20 protein-coding genes are annotated in these 17977 nt (G+C 41.1%); 6 read left to right on the top strand and 14 right to left on the bottom strand.

Annotated elements, in window-relative coordinates; all coding sequences use genetic code 11:
* Positions 1 to 42: 42 nt before the first annotated feature.
* The 5 genes from AC0VYE_RS13215 to AC0VYE_RS13195 form a co-directional block, all read right to left on the bottom strand.
* Positions 43 to 732, bottom strand: a complete 690-nt coding sequence (locus tag AC0VYE_RS13215) for a metal-dependent hydrolase (RefSeq protein WP_475448509.1) — start codon at positions 730 to 732, stop codon at positions 43 to 45.
* A gap of 63 nt (positions 733 to 795) precedes the next feature.
* A complete protein-coding gene (locus tag AC0VYE_RS13210) occupies positions 796 to 1413 on the bottom strand; it encodes a cyclase family protein (protein WP_475448507.1) in 618 nt (205 codons plus the stop codon).
* A gap of 185 nt (positions 1414 to 1598) precedes the next feature.
* A complete protein-coding gene (locus tag AC0VYE_RS13205) occupies positions 1599 to 1865 on the bottom strand; it encodes a hypothetical protein (protein ID WP_441882046.1) in 267 nt (88 codons plus the stop codon).
* Between the two features lie 180 nt (positions 1866 to 2045).
* On the bottom strand, positions 2046 to 2765 hold the full coding sequence (locus AC0VYE_RS13200) for an MORN repeat-containing protein (protein ID WP_076270123.1): 720 nt from the start codon (positions 2763 to 2765) through the stop codon (positions 2046 to 2048).
* Positions 2766 to 2921: 156 nt separating this feature from the next.
* On the bottom strand, positions 2922 to 3470 hold the full coding sequence (locus AC0VYE_RS13195) for a GNAT family N-acetyltransferase (RefSeq protein WP_475448505.1): 549 nt from the start codon (positions 3468 to 3470) through the stop codon (positions 2922 to 2924).
* Positions 3471 to 3651: 181 nt separating this feature from the next.
* On the opposite strand from AC0VYE_RS13195, the gene AC0VYE_RS13190 reads away from it, so the two are divergent.
* The 4 genes from AC0VYE_RS13190 to AC0VYE_RS13175 are packed head-to-tail and all read left to right on the top strand — an operon-like array spanning position 3652 to position 7382.
* Positions 3652 to 3867 carry an alpha/beta-type small acid-soluble spore protein gene (locus AC0VYE_RS13190; protein WP_076270125.1) on the top strand — a complete coding sequence of 72 codons (216 nt, stop codon included), beginning with the start codon at positions 3652 to 3654 and terminating at the stop codon, positions 3865 to 3867.
* A gap of 56 nt (positions 3868 to 3923) precedes the next feature.
* Positions 3924 to 5270, top strand: coding sequence for a spore germination protein (locus AC0VYE_RS13185; RefSeq protein WP_475448503.1), 1347 nt, complete (start codon positions 3924 to 3926; stop codon positions 5268 to 5270).
* Positions 5263 to 6333 (top strand): GerAB/ArcD/ProY family transporter, encoded by a 1071-nt coding sequence (locus AC0VYE_RS13180; RefSeq protein WP_475448501.1) that lies wholly within the window; start codon positions 5263 to 5265, stop codon positions 6331 to 6333. The genes AC0VYE_RS13185 and AC0VYE_RS13180 overlap by 8 nt, the downstream gene beginning before the upstream one ends.
* The gene (locus AC0VYE_RS13175) at positions 6330 to 7382 is read left to right on the top strand and encodes a Ger(x)C family spore germination protein (RefSeq protein ID WP_475448499.1); all 1053 of its coding nucleotides are present in this window, start codon (positions 6330 to 6332) and stop codon (positions 7380 to 7382) included. Before AC0VYE_RS13180 ends, AC0VYE_RS13175 begins: the two co-directional genes overlap by 4 nt.
* Positions 7383 to 7393: 11 nt before the next feature.
* Here AC0VYE_RS13175 and AC0VYE_RS13170 read toward each other — a convergent pair whose 3' ends face one another.
* A complete protein-coding gene (locus AC0VYE_RS13170; RefSeq protein WP_475448497.1) occupies positions 7394 to 7912 on the bottom strand; it encodes a GyrI-like domain-containing protein in 519 nt (172 codons plus the stop codon).
* 81 nt (positions 7913 to 7993) lie between these two features.
* A complete protein-coding gene (locus AC0VYE_RS13165; protein WP_475448495.1) occupies positions 7994 to 8863 on the bottom strand; it encodes a LysR substrate-binding domain-containing protein in 870 nt (289 codons plus the stop codon).
* 118 nt (positions 8864 to 8981) lie between these two features.
* Between AC0VYE_RS13165 and AC0VYE_RS13160 the strand changes: the two genes are divergently transcribed.
* A complete protein-coding gene (locus AC0VYE_RS13160; protein WP_475448493.1) occupies positions 8982 to 10127 on the top strand; it encodes an MFS transporter in 1146 nt (381 codons plus the stop codon).
* A 104-nt stretch (positions 10128 to 10231) separates the two neighbouring features.
* A complete protein-coding gene (locus tag AC0VYE_RS13155) occupies positions 10232 to 10420 on the top strand; it encodes a hypothetical protein (protein WP_076270131.1) in 189 nt (62 codons plus the stop codon).
* A 69-nt stretch (positions 10421 to 10489) separates the two neighbouring features.
* Here the strand turns inward: AC0VYE_RS13155 and AC0VYE_RS13150 are convergent, their stop codons facing one another.
* The 7 genes from AC0VYE_RS13150 to AC0VYE_RS13120 form a co-directional block, all read right to left on the bottom strand.
* Positions 10490 to 10675: a hypothetical protein gene (locus AC0VYE_RS13150; protein WP_076270132.1), complete on the bottom strand. Its 186-nt coding sequence runs from the start codon at positions 10673 to 10675 to the stop codon at positions 10490 to 10492.
* Positions 10672 to 11964 (bottom strand): Ger(x)C family spore germination protein, encoded by a 1293-nt coding sequence (locus AC0VYE_RS13145; protein ID WP_475448491.1) that lies wholly within the window; start codon positions 11962 to 11964, stop codon positions 10672 to 10674. Before AC0VYE_RS13145 ends, AC0VYE_RS13150 begins: the two co-directional genes overlap by 4 nt.
* Positions 11961 to 13049, bottom strand: a complete 1089-nt coding sequence (locus AC0VYE_RS13140; protein WP_475449562.1) for a GerAB/ArcD/ProY family transporter — start codon at positions 13047 to 13049, stop codon at positions 11961 to 11963. Before AC0VYE_RS13140 ends, AC0VYE_RS13145 begins: the two co-directional genes overlap by 4 nt.
* A 2-nt stretch (positions 13050 to 13051) precedes the next feature.
* Complete coding sequence (locus tag AC0VYE_RS13135) at positions 13052 to 14722, bottom strand: spore germination protein (protein WP_475448489.1); 1671 nt, start codon at positions 14720 to 14722, stop codon at positions 13052 to 13054.
* A gap of 213 nt (positions 14723 to 14935) precedes the next feature.
* Entirely contained in the window at positions 14936 to 15634 is a 699-nt protein-coding gene (locus tag AC0VYE_RS13130) for an NAD-dependent epimerase/dehydratase family protein (RefSeq protein ID WP_475448487.1), read from the bottom strand.
* Between the two features lie 198 nt (positions 15635 to 15832).
* Positions 15833 to 16288, bottom strand: a complete 456-nt coding sequence (locus AC0VYE_RS13125; RefSeq protein WP_076270136.1) for a GNAT family N-acetyltransferase — start codon at positions 16286 to 16288, stop codon at positions 15833 to 15835.
* Between the two features lie 537 nt (positions 16289 to 16825).
* A complete protein-coding gene (locus AC0VYE_RS13120; protein WP_076270137.1) occupies positions 16826 to 17731 on the bottom strand; it encodes a cation diffusion facilitator family transporter in 906 nt (301 codons plus the stop codon).
* Positions 17732 to 17977 lie beyond the last annotated feature (246 nt).

Below are 17977 nucleotides of genomic sequence, written 5' to 3'. Positions count from 1 at the left end.
CGATTATAAAAACACATGTGACAATGTAAATTACATGCCTAGTCATACCGTTATTTTCTCGCCTGGTTTGAGTACTTTTCCTTTAATCCCTCTTTCTTGCAGCTGCTGAACGAAGCTTTCAGCCTCTTGGCGAATGGCAGGAAAAGTATTGTAATGAACAGGCACAACCAGCTTCGCGTTATACCATATTGCCGCTTGCAGCGCATCATCTATCCCCATCGTATAATGATCGCCAATCGGAATAAAAGCGATATCGATCGGATGACGGTCACCAATCATTTTCATATCGCCAAATAATGCGGTATCGCCTGCATGAAGAACATTTAGTTGTTCCATATTTACAATGTAACCGGCAGGCATGCCGCCGTACAAAATGATTTTATCCTCTTCGACAACGATCCCTGAGGAATGGAACGCTTGTACCATTTTAGCTTTGGCAAATCCCAAATCTAACGTTCCGCCAATGTTCATGCCGATCGTTTTTACACCTTTCCATGACATATAAGCCGCGAGCTCCGGGTTCGCCACAACAGGAGCATCATTGCTTAATGCAATCTGATCCGCATCTAAAATATGGTCCATATGAGCATGAGTGAGGAGTACGGCATCCGTCTTTATCTCCTCCGCTTTCGTAGTGGCAAGCGGATTGCCTCTCAGAAAGGGATCGATAATAAGCGATTTGTCCCCCGCGATCAATTGAATACAAGAGTGTCCATGATAAATAATATCCATAAAAACATCATCCTCCTTCGTTTTAGTTGAAAGCATGGGCTGGCTATACGACTCATTATATCGTTATTCTTTTACGCGTGCGATCACTCGTGCAATGGATGAGTCTGCTTGAATAAGGAGCGGCAGCGCTATAACTTCAAAGGCTTGAATTCCAATCAGCCGCTTTACATTCGCTAAATTTTCTATAATAAAAATATTGCTGCCAAACAAGCTTTTATGAATGGAAAACGGATAGCGATCAGGCGAAGGGGTATCTAAACCGATCATTTTCACCTTTTTTCGAATAAGCAAATCAACAAAATCGGCGGTCAACACCGGATAATCGCTGAAATAATAAGGTTTCCCATAAAAATCGCCGTGCCCAGTATGTAAAATAACGATCTGTCCCTCATGAATACGTGTTTCGTACTCTTCTTCGTAATCGACTACTGCAGCCCCAGTTACATCCAGCAGTACGCCATCTCCAACAAATTGCTCAACTGAGGTTTCTGTCATATATTTCTGAATGTCCAATAAGTGCATCGGGCCGTCGATATGAGTACCTGCATGCATATTAATCGATAATTGGTGGTTATTGTACCCATCACTTTGAAAATGACTGCTTTGCACCAGAGTCGTCTCTGTGTGCCCCGGAAATACCGGCATTCCGTCATGAATCATATGCGTCAAGTCTATGATCATACTGCCACATCCTCCTGCATGAATTGTCTTTATCTTACATAAAAAACTATATCATATCAGTGTTGTTTACGAAAATGGGCTTTGCGGCAGGATGAGAAAAAATCCAAATTGGACTAGGAGTAAAATTGATTTAGGACAAGCAACGAGGAGAGTGAAGCATAAGTTTGAGGTTTATTGTTATTTTGTTAAATTGAAGTTTGCAGGTGTGAAGCTTTAATGCCCAGCGATATTTTCATAACCAATTGTTTCAATTGCTTCTGCTGGAGCACGGCTTCCTTAACAAAAAAAGCTTCATCACGAATCAATGCTGCAAGTGTATCCATCGCTGCTTTGGCTGCAAGGAACTCATCTTCAAGCAAATAATAAGCCGCTTGATAGGCATATGTTTCATGCTGCTTCAGGATGGATGCTTTCCACTGCAGCTCACCATTTCTTATTAATGTTGTATTCACAGCAACTATTCACCCTCCTGAAGTACCTATTCCACGCGTTGTATGGATAAATTAACTATACACAACACCTCACCATCCACCTAGTACCATGTTTCTGTAGTACTTGACAAACGTGAAGGAAGATTAAAAAAAGGATGGCCCCTTCACATAAGGAGCCATCCGCTTAAAATCTATTATGCATTAAGCCAAAGGCACCCGCTTAGCTAAGCTTTCAAACTTAATCAAATGCGTGTTTACTTGCGATTGAATGCCTTGTAAATATTTAAGTGTCGCTTTGTTCTGTTTTACCAAAGAAGGGTTTTCGTTAAATGCGACAGCATAATGCTTCATCACTTTACCCTTCATAAACTGAATGGTTGAGAAAGTACCATTTTTCCATGCTTCCTTCATCTTCACATTCGTACCGATCACTTGAAGATTCATCGTTGCATCTTTGTAGTTAAAGCTATATGCTGGCTCATCTTTCACATGCAATACGGAATATCCTGCTGTGAATTTGTCATTCGTAAACTGACCGAATTGAATCTTATGAGATTGTACACTGCCATCCGAGCGGATAGTCTTCGTATTCAATGAACCATTGCCTGATTTAATATCGTTTTTCCAAGCGCCATCGTATGTAATTTCTGTGCCTTCGCTTGTAGATCTGCTCACAAATTTACCAAGCCCGCTTCGTTTGCCGTCCACCCAATCACCTGAATACGTTTTTGTTTGGTACCAGGACATTGTTCCCTTTCCATGCGGTTTGCCGTTTTTCAATTGTCCGTAATAGACGACGTTTTTTGAAATTTCAAGATACTCTTTTTTGACTGCGGCTTCTGCGGTGGTTCCTCCACTTGTTCCTGCAAAAACAACGACTACCAGAAACAAACTTAGCATAAGTGAACACATTTTTTTCATTGAACATCACTACCCCATTCTTTGTTTGTTTAAATTCATTCTATTAGGCTAATACACACCCTATGCGAATTTGAAACATTTCCCAAAAATGAGGTTCAGCTTAGCGGATCATTTTATCTTTATATTCTGGAATTAATTGAATTTCTGCATCAATTTCTACTGAGCAGCTTCCCTATCCTCAGTAATAATCGCATAGATCGCATGGTCTTCCCAAACGCCATTAATTTTCAAATATTTGGTGGAAAGTCCTTCGTATCTAAAGCCAGCTTTCGTAAGCACTCGGACCGATGGCAAGTTTCTTGGCATCACTCCTGCTTGAATACGATGCAAGCCGATCTGATCAAACGCAAATTTGACACATAATGATACGGCTTCAGTCGCATAACCTTTGCCGTTATGCTCTTGATCAAGGAAGTAACCCAGATACGCATTTTGAAAAGGGCCTCGCGCTATGCCTGATAATTCGATTCTCCCTACAAGCCTATTCGACTCGTTAAGAAACACGCCAAACACAAAACCTTGATCATTAGCCGCAGCTTGCAGGCTTGATTCAATCATTTTTTTCTGTTCTTCGATCGTAAAATAATGCTCTGGCCTTATAGGCTCAAATGGCTGAAAAAAAAGAAAATTCCTTCGTCTAATTGCAAGCAGCTCTTCGGTATCCTTTATTTCTAATGGAGACAGATATATTTTCTCACCTTTCACAAACCATCACTCCTAAGCTTTTTATTTGCGTATGAAATGCCATTTTCCGCATCAATGCAATACTCATTATACTCATCTTTGTGAGCATTGTAATTTTTTCGAAAAATCTGTTTTTAAACTTGCATACATTTACAATTTACAAACCATAATAACCTTACATCCCATGAAGGAGTGATAAAACATGAGCAGAAGAAGTTCGAATACTTTAGTCGTACCGCAAGCAAGACAAGCCATTTCACAATTGAAAACAGAGGCAGCACAGCAATTAGGTGTACAATTCTCGCAAGATGGTTATAACGGTAACTTATCGACTCGTGATGCAGGCTCAATCGGTGGATATATTACGAAGAAGCTCGTCCAAATTGCTGAACAACAATTAGGTCAACGCAACTTCTAAACAACAGCCAAAGGCCCTCCGCTTTGTGGAGGGCCTTAACTACGGGGTGGTAAACCATGAATCAACCATTATCCATGAACTTATATGATCAAGTAAACCAATATTTCGAAGAGAGCTCAGACTTCGTCAAAGAGGAATTTCTCATTCATAACAAAAAAATTCAACTTTGCTATTTTGAATCTCTAGTAAACATTAATGAGTCTAGAAATTCTTTACTTCTGCTCGAGCCCTATTCCAATGAATCGATCGATGTTTTCGATCAGATTTTTTCTACTTTTGGAGGGGCTTATGTGAAATCTCTAGATGAGATCGCACAATCATTATTACGAGGGAGAATTGGCCTCTTTTCTGAAGACGGTTCCACCATTTTAATGCTTAATTTATTACATCCGCAAATCTCCCGAGCGATCAGCCCCCCCCAAACTGAAAGTGTACTATTATCATCATTCGATGCGTTTACGGAAGATATCAATACGAATATCGGGATGCTGCGATCCAAGATAACAGCTAATCATTTAATTGTCAGTTCTTATTCAGTAGGCTCGTTTAATCCTCGCCAAATCAGCATGTTTTACATAAAAAGCAGGTCTCAAAAAAAATTTGTAAACCATATCAACTCTCTTTTGGAGAAACATAAAGACACTGAAATTGAAAGCATTCAAGATTTATCAAAAATACTAGGACTGCCAAAGTACAGCCTTGTCCCTCCATTCCTTTCAACTGAGCTTCCTTCAGAGTCCGTTCGGCATTTAATGGAAGGCCGCATCATCATTTTTTTGGATCATCACCCCTTTGCAATGGCTATGCCTGGTTTTGTGACCGATCTTTGGAGTATGCAAGGGGATCGCAACTATCCATTCGTTTATATGATTACCATACGCATGGTACGGATTCTCGGATTGTTCGTAAGCCTTCTAGCACCAGGTCTTTATGTTGCCTTGGTCGCGGTCAATCCAGAGGTTCTTCGTATTCAGCTGGCTTTATCTGTGGCACTAAGCAGAGAAGGTGTACCTTATCCCGCACTCATCGAAGCTTTGTTCATGCTTGGTATTTTGGAGATGGTTATCGAAGCGAGCATAAGGCTTCCAAAGAGTATAGGACCCACCACTACGATGGTAGGGGGAATTATACTTGGCCAAGCTGTTGTTCAGGCAAAATTGGTCAGTAACTTGTTAATCATTATTTTAGCTGCGACAACAATAGCCAATTTCACGTTAGTCAGCTACCAAAATGCGTATATGATTCGAATCCTAAAATACGTTGTTTTGTTAATCAGCGCGGTTTATGGCCTGCTAGGCACGCTCGTCGGGGTCGTCTGGATATGTTTTTACTTATCAAGTATGACTACTTTCCACTACCCGTATGTGAACTCGAGTATAAAATCTGGAGGTTCTAATGAGTAAATTCGCACCATTAACTACATTTTTTTTAGTTCATCTTGCTACCATTCTTTTAATTTTCCCTGAAAAAACGATCGCGTCTACAAAAAGCGGTCATTGGGAGCCTATTTTAATCGGATATATGTTGGAATGGATCTTAATGTGGCTGTATCTAAAAGGTCTTGCTGGTTTTCCAAAAATGGATCTTGCCGATATTTTTAATGAAATAACAGGAAAATGGGCTGCACGCATCATTCTTGCCCCGTTGCTCCTGTTCTTCTTTATCGATGTTTGTGTCATTCTCCGGGTTCACTCCGAAATGCTGACCGTGACCTTCCTTCCAGAATACCCGCTATGGTCACTTGCATTATTGGTACTCGTGCCTCTATATGCGGCTTGGAAAGGAATTCAGACTATTATAAGAGCAACTCTCATTCTTTTTATCATTTGTATGCCTGTGACACTTTTTTCGTTTTTCACTTCATTTGGCAATTTTGATTTAAAGAATGGTTATCCGCTGTTAGATAAAACCTTCTCATTCATGGCCAGCGCTGATTTCTACTCGAGTTTTATTGCACATTCTGGTTTTTTGTTCTTAGGTTTTATCCCTCTCTATAAATATCCAATATTAAAAAAAAGCAAATCCATTTTTTTAACTTATGTGAGTTTGCTATTTTTTTATATTGCTCTCGTTTATATTCCGCTTTTTATATTCGGCCGCGAAACCTCGTCTCGCTTTCAATTCCCAACCATCATATCCATGGATTCCATTGATATCAGTTGGATTATGTTTGATAGACTGACTTTATTTTTTATTACCTGTACGCTCATTTCAGTTTTTGTTTATGCTGCTCTTTTACTTTGGATGATGATCCAACTAATTCAAAAGCTTTATTTAATTTCCTCTCTACCCGTCATCGTGATCATTCTTGCTATTTCAGTCGTTGCGCTTGCAGGGTTTCTTCCCACTTGGAATTCTGTTCAAGTTCTCATCAATATGGATACGTGGTTCCGCTTTTACTGTATTTTCGCGCTACCTTTAGCTATTTTCATTATGGGTATGGTAAAAAGGAGGAAGCTGGCATGAGATATAAACCTCTTATTGCGTTCATATTATTATGCTGCAGCTTCGCCATATTAGGAGGCTGCTGGAATAATAAAGACATTAATAAACGTATGCTGCCTGTCATTATGGGAATAACGGAAGGCAAAGAAGGCAATGTTCAAGTTTTTTTACGTATCCCGAACCAACAAAACAACTCAACAAGAACGCTGCAAGCAGAAGCCAAATCGATCGACAAGGCTGTTGACATGCTCCGAACCCATGCAGAGGAAAGTGTTGATTTATTACACTTAAAGCTGCTACTTATTAGCGAAAACACGGCGAGAAAAAGCATTAAAGACGCCATCGAATTTGTTATCCGTTCAAGAGAAATTTCACCGAAAGCATTAGTCGCTATTGTATCTGGAGATTTCTCACAGCTAATGCACGATAATAAAAAGGTGAATATCGGTTTATCCGCTTATGATTTTTTTGGCAAGGAGTCAGGTTGGACACCGAATATTTCCATTATTCACATTTGGGAAGCCTACCGCGGAATGTATGTACAAACAGAGGATACTGCAATCCCTCTTATTGCGAAAGGGGCTACTACGCCCTTTATGTCCCTTGGTTCGGCCATAATGAACCGGGATCGTATGGTCGGGAAAATGTCAATTGAAGAGACTCTTATTTACAACCTTTACCAAGGTCAATATTCAGGAGGAACGGTTGAACTCATGAATAATGCAACCGTTATGATCGATAGCGCTCGTGTTCACAATGAAGCGAGTTGGTCTGGTTCCATCCCAAACATCAAGAGCCATATGAAACTAATAGGCGTTATTGAAGAGGAGAGGGGAAACCCTACCAATGCAGAGGTTGAAAAAGAGCTGGAAGCTTTAATGCTTAAGAGATACTCTAATCTACTCAGCAGACTTCAAGCTCATAAATCAGATATTTTGGGGCTGGGTCAATATTACCGTAATAAGATGACTGAGAAACAAAGCGAAAACTGGAAAACAGTATGGTTTCCGAAGTTAAAACAAGAGTTTACCGTTAATGTAATTATTAGAGACAGCGGTGATATCAAATAAAGCAATAGCTGTTACTTGATCAGCTTCTTCTGAACCGGATAGAGCATCGTGAAATCAAAGGTCTTGATGTCGGAATAAGGAATGGTCAAAGCATTGATTGGCTTGAGTGGAACCGTCTCCATACCAAGCACACCAGCACGTTTATCAAGCTCGTAGTCCGGTGACTGCTCTAGCCAGGAGAACATCTTCTCGTATACACCCCACATGCTCGTCTCATCGCCATATACGCGAGCGCTAGCACACAGTCCGCCGCTAACTTCTAGCGTTTCAACGCCTTCGGGCACGATGCCGAACTCGCTAACCTTAAGACCGACCCAAAGTGTATCCACTTCCTTGTCCCATTGCTGCTGCGGAATGAATACATACGCTGATTGTACTGAAGTCAGCCGTTCATCGCCCAGCGGCACATGTTCAGTCAGCTTGCTCCAAGCCAGCCTTGTACCACTCTTGTCTGGCGTCATGCCAGTCCGCACTGCCAGCGCCTTAAATGGCGCTACTTCGACCAGCTCTATTACAGTTTCCTCTTTCAAATGATCCTCTCCCCTCAGCCTATCAATCAATATTTCCATCTAGATTTTTACATAAAAGTAAACGGTATTGCAACTACATCCTCAAAAAAACAGTTCCAACCTCTTCATAAAAACTTTAGCCGCTCGACTCAAATATCGATCATTGCGATAAAAAATTTCCAACTCTCGCGTCGGTGAACGTTTAATCGGAATCGCACAAATGTTCATCGAGTGGAAGCTTTCAATCAGTTGGCTTGGTTGTATGGTAGCTCCAATTCCTTCTATTACGAGCTGAAACAAAGAAGTAACAGACCCTGTCTCCATAATGGTTCGGATAGATATTTCTTGCTCTTTGCACCATGTGTCAATTAAATCACGTCCATAAAAACCTTTGGGGAACATTACAAAAGGGATCTCTATTAATTGTTCTGGCAAAATAATATCCTGCGCTGCTAAATGATGTTCTTTATTTACGTATAGGCTGTACGATTCGGTATAGAAAGGAATGCGAGTCAACCTTGGATCTGACTGAATCGCTAGACCAACACCAAGATCAACCTCATTGTTCAGCACTTTATTTGAAATATCAATCGATGGTATAACTTGAACTTTTGTATTTGGCAGTTCCCTGTGGAAATCAACGAGCAAGGAAGTTAAACGATAATCGAGATCCGATGGCAGCACGGCTACTCGCAATTGACCAGCATCCAGATTGGTAAGATCGGATACCGCCTTTTTGGCGTTTTCTAATTGTTGAACAATGTTCAAAGCATAGCTTTCAAGAAGCTCTCCCGCCTCGGTTTTAACTGTTTTTTTACCAATCCGATCGAATAAAGGAACGCCTAACTCATCTTCCATCACCCGTATTTGTTGACTTAACGTCGGTTGTGAAATCCCTAATTTGTATGCCGCTTCAGAGAAATGCAATTCATTGCACAACATAAGAAAGTATTGTAATTGTCTAATCTCCATAGTAACAACCCTTCTTCGATGATAGTTTAATGCTATCGTTTCTATAGAATATATAGTATTGAACTATTATAAATACAAAACTATAATGAGTGCAACAACCAAGAAGGGGATGTTTCCTATGCGTTATATGTATCTGATTTTAGTTATATTTCTTGTATCCTTGAATTTAAGACCATCGATTACTTCGGTCGGTCCATTATTTGATATTATTCAATCCAATTTAGGAATGAGCGGGGTCACCGTAAGTTTGATGACGACACTGCCCGTTCTTTGTATGGGGATATTTGCTGTTTTGGCGATAAAACTGAATTCCCATTTAGGAATAGAAAAGTCATTGCTTGCGGCTATGCTCTTGATCCTGACAGCCACTTCCCTTCGTGTATTCGCAAATGGCAGTCTTTTCTTAATTACTACATCGCTATTCACGGGTATTGGAATTGGAATTGCAGGACCATTAATTTCAGGCTTTATAAAAAAACACTTTCCAAATAAGCCGGGTATAACAGGCGTATATTCTGTAGCTATGGTCATTGGGGCTGCGATTGCGTCCAGCTTCTCTGTGCCTTTATTCCATAAACTAAATGAATCGTGGCAGAACTCTTTAAGCTTCTGGAGCATTCTAGCACTGCCCGCTTCTCTATTGCTTCTCCCGCTTTTAAAGAAAAATGGAACAAATAGTACCGTTATTCCGATCTCATCCTTGTTCGTCAAAAATAAACGTGTACAGTTGTTTACCTTGTTTTTTGGTTGTATGGCCGCTATTTTTTATTCGATAACTGCTTGGCTCGCTCCTATTGCTCAATCGTTAGGTTTAAGCCATTCGCAATCCGGTCTTGTCCTTACATTATTTACTGTTATTCAAATTCCTATTAGCTTCTTCATTCCAATACTTGTAAGTAAAACAGGCCGTAGAAAAACTTGGCTGCTCGTATGCGGTCTTTCGGAACTGATCGGAATTGTTTTTTTGCTTTTGCATTTTTCTCCATGGTTTGCTGCTGTTTTTCTAGGTATTGGTGCTGGCGGTCTGTTTCCACTAGCAATCCTTATTCCGATTCAAGAGGCTAAAAATGCGGAAGAAGCCACATCATTATCAGCTGTCATGCAATTTGGCGGTTACTTATTAGGATCCATTGGCCCTCTATTTATCGGTTTCACATCCGATCTATTTGATAACTTTGCTCCGGCGCTAGCCATGCTAATGATCATCATCTTCATTTTGCTCGCTGCTAGTTTGAAAATAGGCGACAAAAAAGAAACAGTTTAATTATAGTTATTTATTATCTTTCAAACCGACCTGAAAAGGAATTAAAATACAGTTATTGAAACAAATTGTTTGACAAGTCATTGAACAGAAAGGAGGAATAATCGATGGCAAAATCAAAAAGAGGACGGACGCTTTGGAACCTTCCCTCACGCGGCAGAGGGACCTGCCCTACTTGCAATCGTACTAGAATCAAATTGTTATATCCGCGAGCGACAAAAAACGGCTCCTCGATCACGGTATGCAAACGCTGCATAAATGCTGATCAAGCACGAGTAGATGCTGTAACTGGATAAAGAGACCGCTTGCTTATATAGCAGCAACCATATAAATAAGGCCTCTGCATTTAGCAAAGGCCTTATTTTTTATTCCTCTCCGATTATTCTGACTAAAACAGGAACAACTAACGTGATGCCCGCTAATATACTTACACCAATGGCCCCTCTAAAATTTTTCTGCTTCCAAAGCGAAGGAGCAAGGCTACCCACATATACGCAGCCCCAGATGGAGAATAAACCTAAAATAGTAAACATCACAGCATGCTTGCTCATGAAACCTGATCACCTTCGATCGCAGGCCCTACTTGACCACCATATCGCCGCATGACAAATGTAATATTAACTTCATACTTCATTTCCTTCAAATGGCTGCTCCAATTAAAAGCATCCCACTCTTGCACCGATGAAAAAGTGGATACCACTCGATTGTTAATACGATAACAATCGACATTCCATTGATGAATGGTCTTGTTCAACAATTTAAGGGCGTCCTCATGCAATTGCTTTTGAATGGACTTCTCCAACTTTTCTCGATTATTCGCCTGAATGTAATTCACTTTGGTTTGCACGCTGATCAGTTCTCCTTCCAATTTAACATCGAAAATTGCGGTAACTTGATCACCTTTTCTTTTTATTTTCAGCTTTGCTTGTCTATCAGCATTCATCGTCATGCTTAAATTAAGCTTTTTATCAGAAGGGTCATTGAAATCCCAAACCGTTTCTTCCAATTCCCCGCGAAGCATATTTAGTATTCGTGTCTCTGATCCATTCAGATAACCAACCAAAGAGCTGCTTTTGTATATGGCGCTGCCGAAAAATTCTACAGGGACATCACCTGTACGTTTTATTTTCCCGGCATATTGATCACTCACAATAGGCTGTTTGGCATCTGGATTCAGATCTTTCTCATCAGAAGAAATGTTTGCTTTGCCCTTTTTAACATCAGGCCTAGGTGCTGATAATATAGATATTGCACCTGTGCCTTTGCTTTCAACATCCATAATAAATTCATGAAAACGCGCTTGCTTCGGTATAGTGCCGCCTTGATTTTTTGGATCTAATTCAAGTTCAAACCAGAAGCTTACGTCCTGTTCAGTTGTTGGTTGAACAAATTGCAGGTAGTCCTTTGCTTTTCCTTTTGCTGTAATCATATTAACGGTACGCCGAAATTCCCGATTACGTACCGCTTCGCTTAATAGCGGCATGACGCCCTTTCTGGCCAGCCCTTCGCCTATAATGAGCGCTTTAGAGTGAATTAGCGTTAATCTGCGAGCAATAAAGCTTTGGCTAAGAGCGAGTGCAGAAGCCATATTGGAGCCTTCAACGGTATGTACAATGACAACTTTATTTCCCCCTCCGCCTGAGCTTTGCCCCATATCACTGAGCTTTGGTACAGCAATAGCAAAACTAAATAAGAAATCATTTTGTGGGCCTTCATCCACACCGATTGCGATGACAAAAGCCATATTTTCCGGGTCCAGCCGATCCCAACAGCCCGATAAAAAAATCAGGCTCGTTACTGTAACCACAATGGTGTTTACAATCCGAAATGAGCGTCTCACGCTGGTCTCCTCCCTTTACGGATGATGCCTACCAGCCATGTCAGCATAGGCAAACCAATCGAAATGATTGAACCATAGGTTCGAAGAATGTCCCGATCCCAAGCGATGGCCGTCATCTCACTGTCTGGCAGCATCGCAAAGCTGAATATCGTTATCGTCAGTGGAAAAACGAGCGGCCGATGTCTTGGCAAGTGAAAAATTTGAGACAACGCTGAAGCTGTACAATATAAGCCCACTGCTAATTTAACGACTGTGCTAATTAACCAAACAATGAGGAACAAACTTTCCAAGCGCTGCAGCCATCGTCCATATACAATCAGCTTGCTAATTTCCATCAATGGTACGTTAATTCTCGAAGCTGTTGGATAGGGAAAGATAAATAAATAACAGATCGTTGTGCTGAGCAGCAGGACAGACGAAACGATAATACACCACCAAGCTACTTTTCCCCAGTCCTTCTGATGTCGCATTCTTGGCAGAAGAAATCCGAGTACAAGCAGCTCGGAGAATAAAGAGCTTTTAATTACACCCAAAAAAAGGACATGAGAACGACCAGTTCCCCATAAGGGTGATAAAGCTTTAGGCTCCATATGAGTCATTAAACCACCAATTAGCAATAGATAAACGCTTCCTACAATGAGGAATACAGTTATGGAGCTGATTCGGCCAATGGCTTCGATTCCTGTATGTGCGATAAAGGCAATCGGTAATAAAAGCGCAAGTAGAATAGCCATAAGAGGTGTTCTAGGCAAAATTTCAGAGGATATGATCTCTGAAAATTCACGAAGCACGATGAATGTAATCATATAGAAAAAAGTGCAGTACATTAGATTAACTGCACTTCCCAAAATCGGGCCTAATATGTCTTCCGTAGCCGTAATTAATGTACTATTTTCTGGACCGTTGTTTATCACCCCTCTAATCGCCCACCAAGTAAGCGGACAGAACAGCATCGCAATAACAAGAATAATCCAAGCTGCGGTGCCCCCTTCTTCTGCCAAAGACCTTTGGAAAGGCAAAAATATTTTTGTGATGATAAAAATAATGCCGATTGCAGACGCCTCTCGTAAACCAATGTGATGCATTCTCACTTCTGCGCATCCCCTTGTTCGTTCGTCTCATCGCTTTCTACCGCTATACTGCTCGGAATTTTATTCGCATCTTTGGGACGGATCGAAAACGGACGATAAATTTGCTTATCGATTGCTTTTCTCAAAAATGAATCGCTGCTGGGTCTATGAGGAGTCAAAGGAGCGAGTACAGGAACGCCGAACGAATTTTCCGCTGCTCGCGTAGTCCAAAGCAATAATGACAGCAAAACAACGCCAACCAAGCCGAGATAAGACGCTGCAAGCAAATAAATGAAACGAAGCATACGTGTGGCGAACTGCATGTTATAGTTCGGAATCGTATAAGAAGCTAGCGCTGTTGTTGCCGTAATAATGACAACGATCGGGCTTACAATATTGGCTTGTACGGCGGCTTGCCCCAATATCAATGCCCCAACGATACCAATCGTCGGACCGATAACGCTCGGTATCCGGACGCCTGCTTCACGAATGATTTCAAACATCAATTCCAGCATAAATATTTCTGCAGCCAGCGGAATCGGCACAACCTCGCGTGAACCGGCAATAGCAAGCATAAGTGTCGTCGGTATCATTTCTTGATGGAAATTAGCGACTGCCACATAGATACTCGGCAAATAGAGTGCAACAAAAAAACCGATTACGCGAATCGTACGGATAAAGCTGCTATAGGGCCAGCGAAGATAAGTATCCTCTACCGTTTGCAGGAAAAGTGGAAAATGAGCTGGGACGATAAGAGAGAATGGTGAATTGTTCACCATAATACTTACATAACCATTGGCTAGATGTGCTGCGGTCCAGTCTGGTCGTTCTGTGCTGAGTATATTGGGGTAAATCGAATTCGAATGCTCCTCAATTAATTGTTCAATCGTGCCGCTATCCCCGATGTAATCATATCGAATGCTTGCGATACGTTTTCTAACCTCGGCTACAAGCTCTTCGTTTGCAATCGTTTTAATATACACAATGGCTATTTCTGTCCGCGAGAGCGTGCCTACAAAACCAGTCTCCACGATTAGGTCTGGCGTACGAAGTCTTCGTCTAATCATCGATAAATTTGTTTCTAGCTCCTCCGTAAACCCTTCATTTGCACCGCGCACGACAACCTCTGTTCTAGGGGTATCGATGGCTCTCTTTTCCCACCCTTTTACCACAACGAGTATCGCTTCAGCTACGTCATCAAATAAAATGGCAGCGGAGCCTGCCAATATACTATCTGTAATTCTTCCAAGCTCCACCTTTGAGGTGACTTTTCCATCTTTGAACGTATCCGCCATCAACAAATCGATATCCGGCTCTTCAACATGCTTCATCTCTATATTCATTAAAGGCACCATGACACAGCGGTCCAGATGCTTCCAGTCCACTTGTCCATCCATGAATAGGACTGCACCCTTTCGCCCATGCTGTCCTACTGTTACTTCACGAACAATTAGACCTCGATTGCGGGGATATGTGAAATGAGTCTTAAACCATTCTAAATTTTCAGCGAGACTTCGGGATAGACGTCCATAATCTTGAGTATAGTCACTTATCTGAGGCATTGTGGCGCCTTCCGTGGTCTCAGGGTTTTGATCCGCTTTCCCACCCCAGTTTCCCAGTGAAAAATCATTTTGGACAGAAGACAAATCAGCCATTATAAATTTCCCTAGTTTCCCTTTGGCTTTCATTTCATTCCACTCCCTTACGGAAGACTTTAGGCGGGTACCCTAAGTTTCCCAGTCTAAGATGAGCGTAGTATGTACAATTACAGATGTTGTTATTCCGCTCTGACCTCAGCTCCTCTTGGGAGAGAAACTCAAAAAAACTTCCCTCTATGCTGCCAGAAGGGAAGTTTTCCAATATGTATTCAGCTACGTTCTCGTTTGTATATCCATAAAGCTTTATTTCAATTTCGCCGCCTTCGCCATATCTTTACTCTCTAATATGGAAGTTACGTACCCCTCGTTAACGATATTAATCATCGCTGTGCCCAGTTCTCTTAACGTAATAACATGCTTCGGAAAAATAGGCCGCAAAACAGGGTATAGCCAAGTTAACAACCCATAAAAGCGATGGACGTTTTTTAATCCCTTTATCGGGTGTATATAGCCTGGTCGAAACATATAAGCTCCCTTGAAGGGCAGCTTCAGCAGATCATTTTCCGTTTTCCCTTTCACTCGTGCCCACATGCTTTTGCCCTGTTCCGTGTTGTCTGTTCCTTCCCCGGTTACATAACAAAAGATCATATCCGTGTTTAATTTGGAGAGCAGATTAGCTATATATAAGGTTAAATCATATGTAATTCTGCTGTATTCAGCCTCTTTCATACCTACAGACGATACGCCTAGACAAAAGAAACAGGCATTGTAGCCGCTTAACCTAGATTCAATACTAGATAAATCAAAGAGGTCCGGCAATATAATTTCATTTAGCTTTGGATGGGTTACGCCACATGGCTTGCGATTTATGACTAATACCTGCTCCACTTCAGAGTGATTAAGGCATTCATGGAGCACCCCCTCTCCCACCATTCCAGTAGAACCCGTAATAATGGCTCTAACTTTCTTTCTCGCCAATGTATCGCTAGTCGGCATGGACATCACAATTCCTCCTCTTGAAAATGAGAGCTGGTTACAGCTTCGACACTCCTATGCTTATATTAAACGATCCATCCGCAATAATCATATCGATATTATGATTTAGGTATCATCATTCCTAAACATTCTTTTATATGAACTCAGCAAAGGCTGCCTTCTCGTTTAGGTCGGCAGCCTTTGCTATGTGAATTTTTATTCTCGTTATTTATGAACAGCATGCTTGAAGCTATACTTCGCAAGTATTTCTCCCCATGGAGCAGAACCTTCTTCTTTAAAGCCTGCTTTTGAGTATAGCTTCCTCGCTCGCTCATTTTCCGGTTTATATCCAAGTACAATAAAATCCGTTCGGTCACTTGCATTTCCTATTTCATCAATAACCAGCTGCATTGCTTTAGAAGCATGACCTTGTCCTTGAAATGCTCCATCAATCATAAATCGATATATCCAGTAATTCCCATCGTCTGGATCAAGCCCAAACATCGTAAAACCAATCATAACTTCATCATTGTAAATCGCCCTCGTTACAAATCCTTTTAAAAATTGCACTTCAGCGATCGAATAAATATTAGGAGCGATATATTTTTCTTGCTCTGGTTTTGGTTTAAGCTGTGCACATTGTTCCCAATTACTTATGTCTAATGCCTTTAATGTAATCATTCCTGGATTCCTCCCTGTATTTCAGGAAAAACCATCTATCGGATTTCCCTAAGTGATAGACCTCTCGAACAAATCGATCATTTGAATCAGGTCATTTCTCATAACGCATCACTCCTTTTATAATGATAGCCTACAATACACATCATAAACGACTTATTCGCAGCTTGGGTAATAAAGAACGCCTATAACTGAAGTTTACTGAACTCATAAATATCATTTATTTATCATAACAGATCTCGAATCATTCAGTGCATCGCCGGAGAACTTAGGATGATATACAACCCCCAACATAAAAGTAAGGGAATGCAACAAGCAATTAATATAACGATTACGACAGCTTTGCCTTTTAATTGTTTCATCATCTATACCCTCCGTATACTAAATATTCCAATTACGAGATAGACGACTAATCGCAAGCCTTTGTTGCGTTTAGGTATACAGTTTAGTGGAACCATTCATTCTTACCCAGTTGAAAAACAAACAAAAAACGGATGCCTCAGCACCCGTTTTTCCGCATTCGTATCGGCTTAACTACCTTTACTCGTTTTGAGTGTTCTCCATATACCATGGATTTAAATGAACAAGAACCTCTTCCACCATCGGATTTTGCGCTTGAATCACTCGTTTGATTTCTCTGCTAATATCATGGCCTTCTTGTACGCTTAACTCAGCCGGAATGCCTACCCTTACATCTACAATAATGTAATGCCCGTGCTCTCTCCCCCGTATTCGGTCAATTCGCTTAACTTCAGGTATCGACTTAACGAGCTCTGAAATTTGCTCCATGCTCACTTCATCAATATTTTTCTCCATTAATACGTCAACAGAGGTTTTTCCCATTTGAATGGCCAGCTTTAGGACAAAATAAGCAACAATGATTCCAGCGAAGGGATCTCCATATTTTAGAAAATGAATATTATAATGTTCACCTAACATGGCTAGAGCAATACCAATTACTGCTGCCAGTGATGCGTATACATCTGCTAAATGGTCATATGCAGTGGCGATTAAGCCGCTGCTATTCGTGTTTTTGCCAATTCGCATCGTGTAAACATAAAGCCATTGTTTCCATACGAGTGAAATGGCTGCTGCAATGAGGACAAGCAGTGTTGCTTTATGTGGCGGTTCCATCATTGCCATTACGGAGTGATAGCCCATGTAGATCGCAGCAAGGACAAGTACAACAGCTACAATTCCTGCTCCGATAACCTCAGCTTTTCCGTGTCCATAAGGATGATCCTCGTCCGGCGGTCGCTTTGATATCATCATTGAGACTAATGCTGCTGCAGTTGCAAATACATCTCCTGCGTTATGAACGCCATCTGCAATAAGCACTTGGCTGCCAAACAGCAAACCAACTGTAAGTTTCATGACGGTCAATACAATGTTGCTAATTAAGCTGGTCCAAATCGCGAAAGTTGATTGCTTGTTTGTTGCATCCATTTGAGTAGTCAATCCTTGAGCACTTCCTATCTTCTATAGCCTTAAAGGTACCGTGTCATTATACAAAACGAAATTCATGTGGGTCTAGAGAAACAGTCTTGCCCCGTGTAAGAAATCTTCCCAGACACCAATAGAGTTTGAATAAACTAATTTTGTTGCTCATGCGCAAAACCAGAAAAATCCAATAGAATGAGAGCTTTTATACCACATCGCATAATAAAAACAGATTTTAGACTAAAAAAAGGC

It is taken from the genome of Pristimantibacillus sp. Z349TD_6 (genome assembly GCF_056173205.1).
This window is presented reverse-complemented; position numbering and strand designations above follow the sequence as displayed.

Excerpts from the sequence above, each read along its gene's own strand:
- AC0VYE_RS13215 (WP_475448509.1), bottom strand. The coding sequence starts at position 732 with ATGGATATTATTTATCATGGACACTCTTGTATTCAATTGATCGCGGGG.
- AC0VYE_RS13135 (WP_475448489.1), bottom strand. The coding sequence starts at position 14,722 with ATGAAAGCCAAAGGGAAACTAGGGAAATTTATAATGGCTGATTTGTCT.
- AC0VYE_RS13185 (WP_475448503.1), top strand. The coding sequence starts at position 3,924 with ATGAATCAACCATTATCCATGAACTTATATGATCAAGTAAACCAATAT.
- AC0VYE_RS13150 (WP_076270132.1), bottom strand. The coding sequence starts at position 10,675 with ATGAGCAAGCATGCTGTGATGTTTACTATTTTAGGTTTATTCTCCATC.
- AC0VYE_RS13140 (WP_475449562.1), bottom strand. The coding sequence starts at position 13,049 with ATGCATCACATTGGTTTACGAGAGGCGTCTGCAATCGGCATTATTTTT.
- AC0VYE_RS13155 (WP_076270131.1), top strand. The coding sequence starts at position 10,232 with ATGGCAAAATCAAAAAGAGGACGGACGCTTTGGAACCTTCCCTCACGC.
- AC0VYE_RS13175 (WP_475448499.1), top strand. The coding sequence starts at position 6,330 with ATGAGATATAAACCTCTTATTGCGTTCATATTATTATGCTGCAGCTTC.
- AC0VYE_RS13120 (WP_076270137.1), bottom strand. The coding sequence starts at position 17,731 with ATGGATGCAACAAACAAGCAATCAACTTTCGCGATTTGGACCAGCTTA.
- AC0VYE_RS13125 (WP_076270136.1), bottom strand. The coding sequence starts at position 16,288 with ATGATTACATTAAAGGCATTAGACATAAGTAATTGGGAACAATGTGCA.
- AC0VYE_RS13130 (WP_475448487.1), bottom strand. The coding sequence starts at position 15,634 with ATGTCCATGCCGACTAGCGATACATTGGCGAGAAAGAAAGTTAGAGCC.
- AC0VYE_RS13200 (WP_076270123.1), bottom strand. The coding sequence starts at position 2,765 with ATGAAAAAAATGTGTTCACTTATGCTAAGTTTGTTTCTGGTAGTCGTT.
- AC0VYE_RS13190 (WP_076270125.1), top strand. The coding sequence starts at position 3,652 with ATGAGCAGAAGAAGTTCGAATACTTTAGTCGTACCGCAAGCAAGACAA.
- AC0VYE_RS13160 (WP_475448493.1), top strand. The coding sequence starts at position 8,982 with ATGCGTTATATGTATCTGATTTTAGTTATATTTCTTGTATCCTTGAAT.
- AC0VYE_RS13210 (WP_475448507.1), bottom strand. The coding sequence starts at position 1,413 with ATGATCATAGACTTGACGCATATGATTCATGACGGAATGCCGGTATTT.
- AC0VYE_RS13165 (WP_475448495.1), bottom strand. The coding sequence starts at position 8,863 with ATGGAGATTAGACAATTACAATACTTTCTTATGTTGTGCAATGAATTG.
- AC0VYE_RS13180 (WP_475448501.1), top strand. The coding sequence starts at position 5,263 with ATGAGTAAATTCGCACCATTAACTACATTTTTTTTAGTTCATCTTGCT.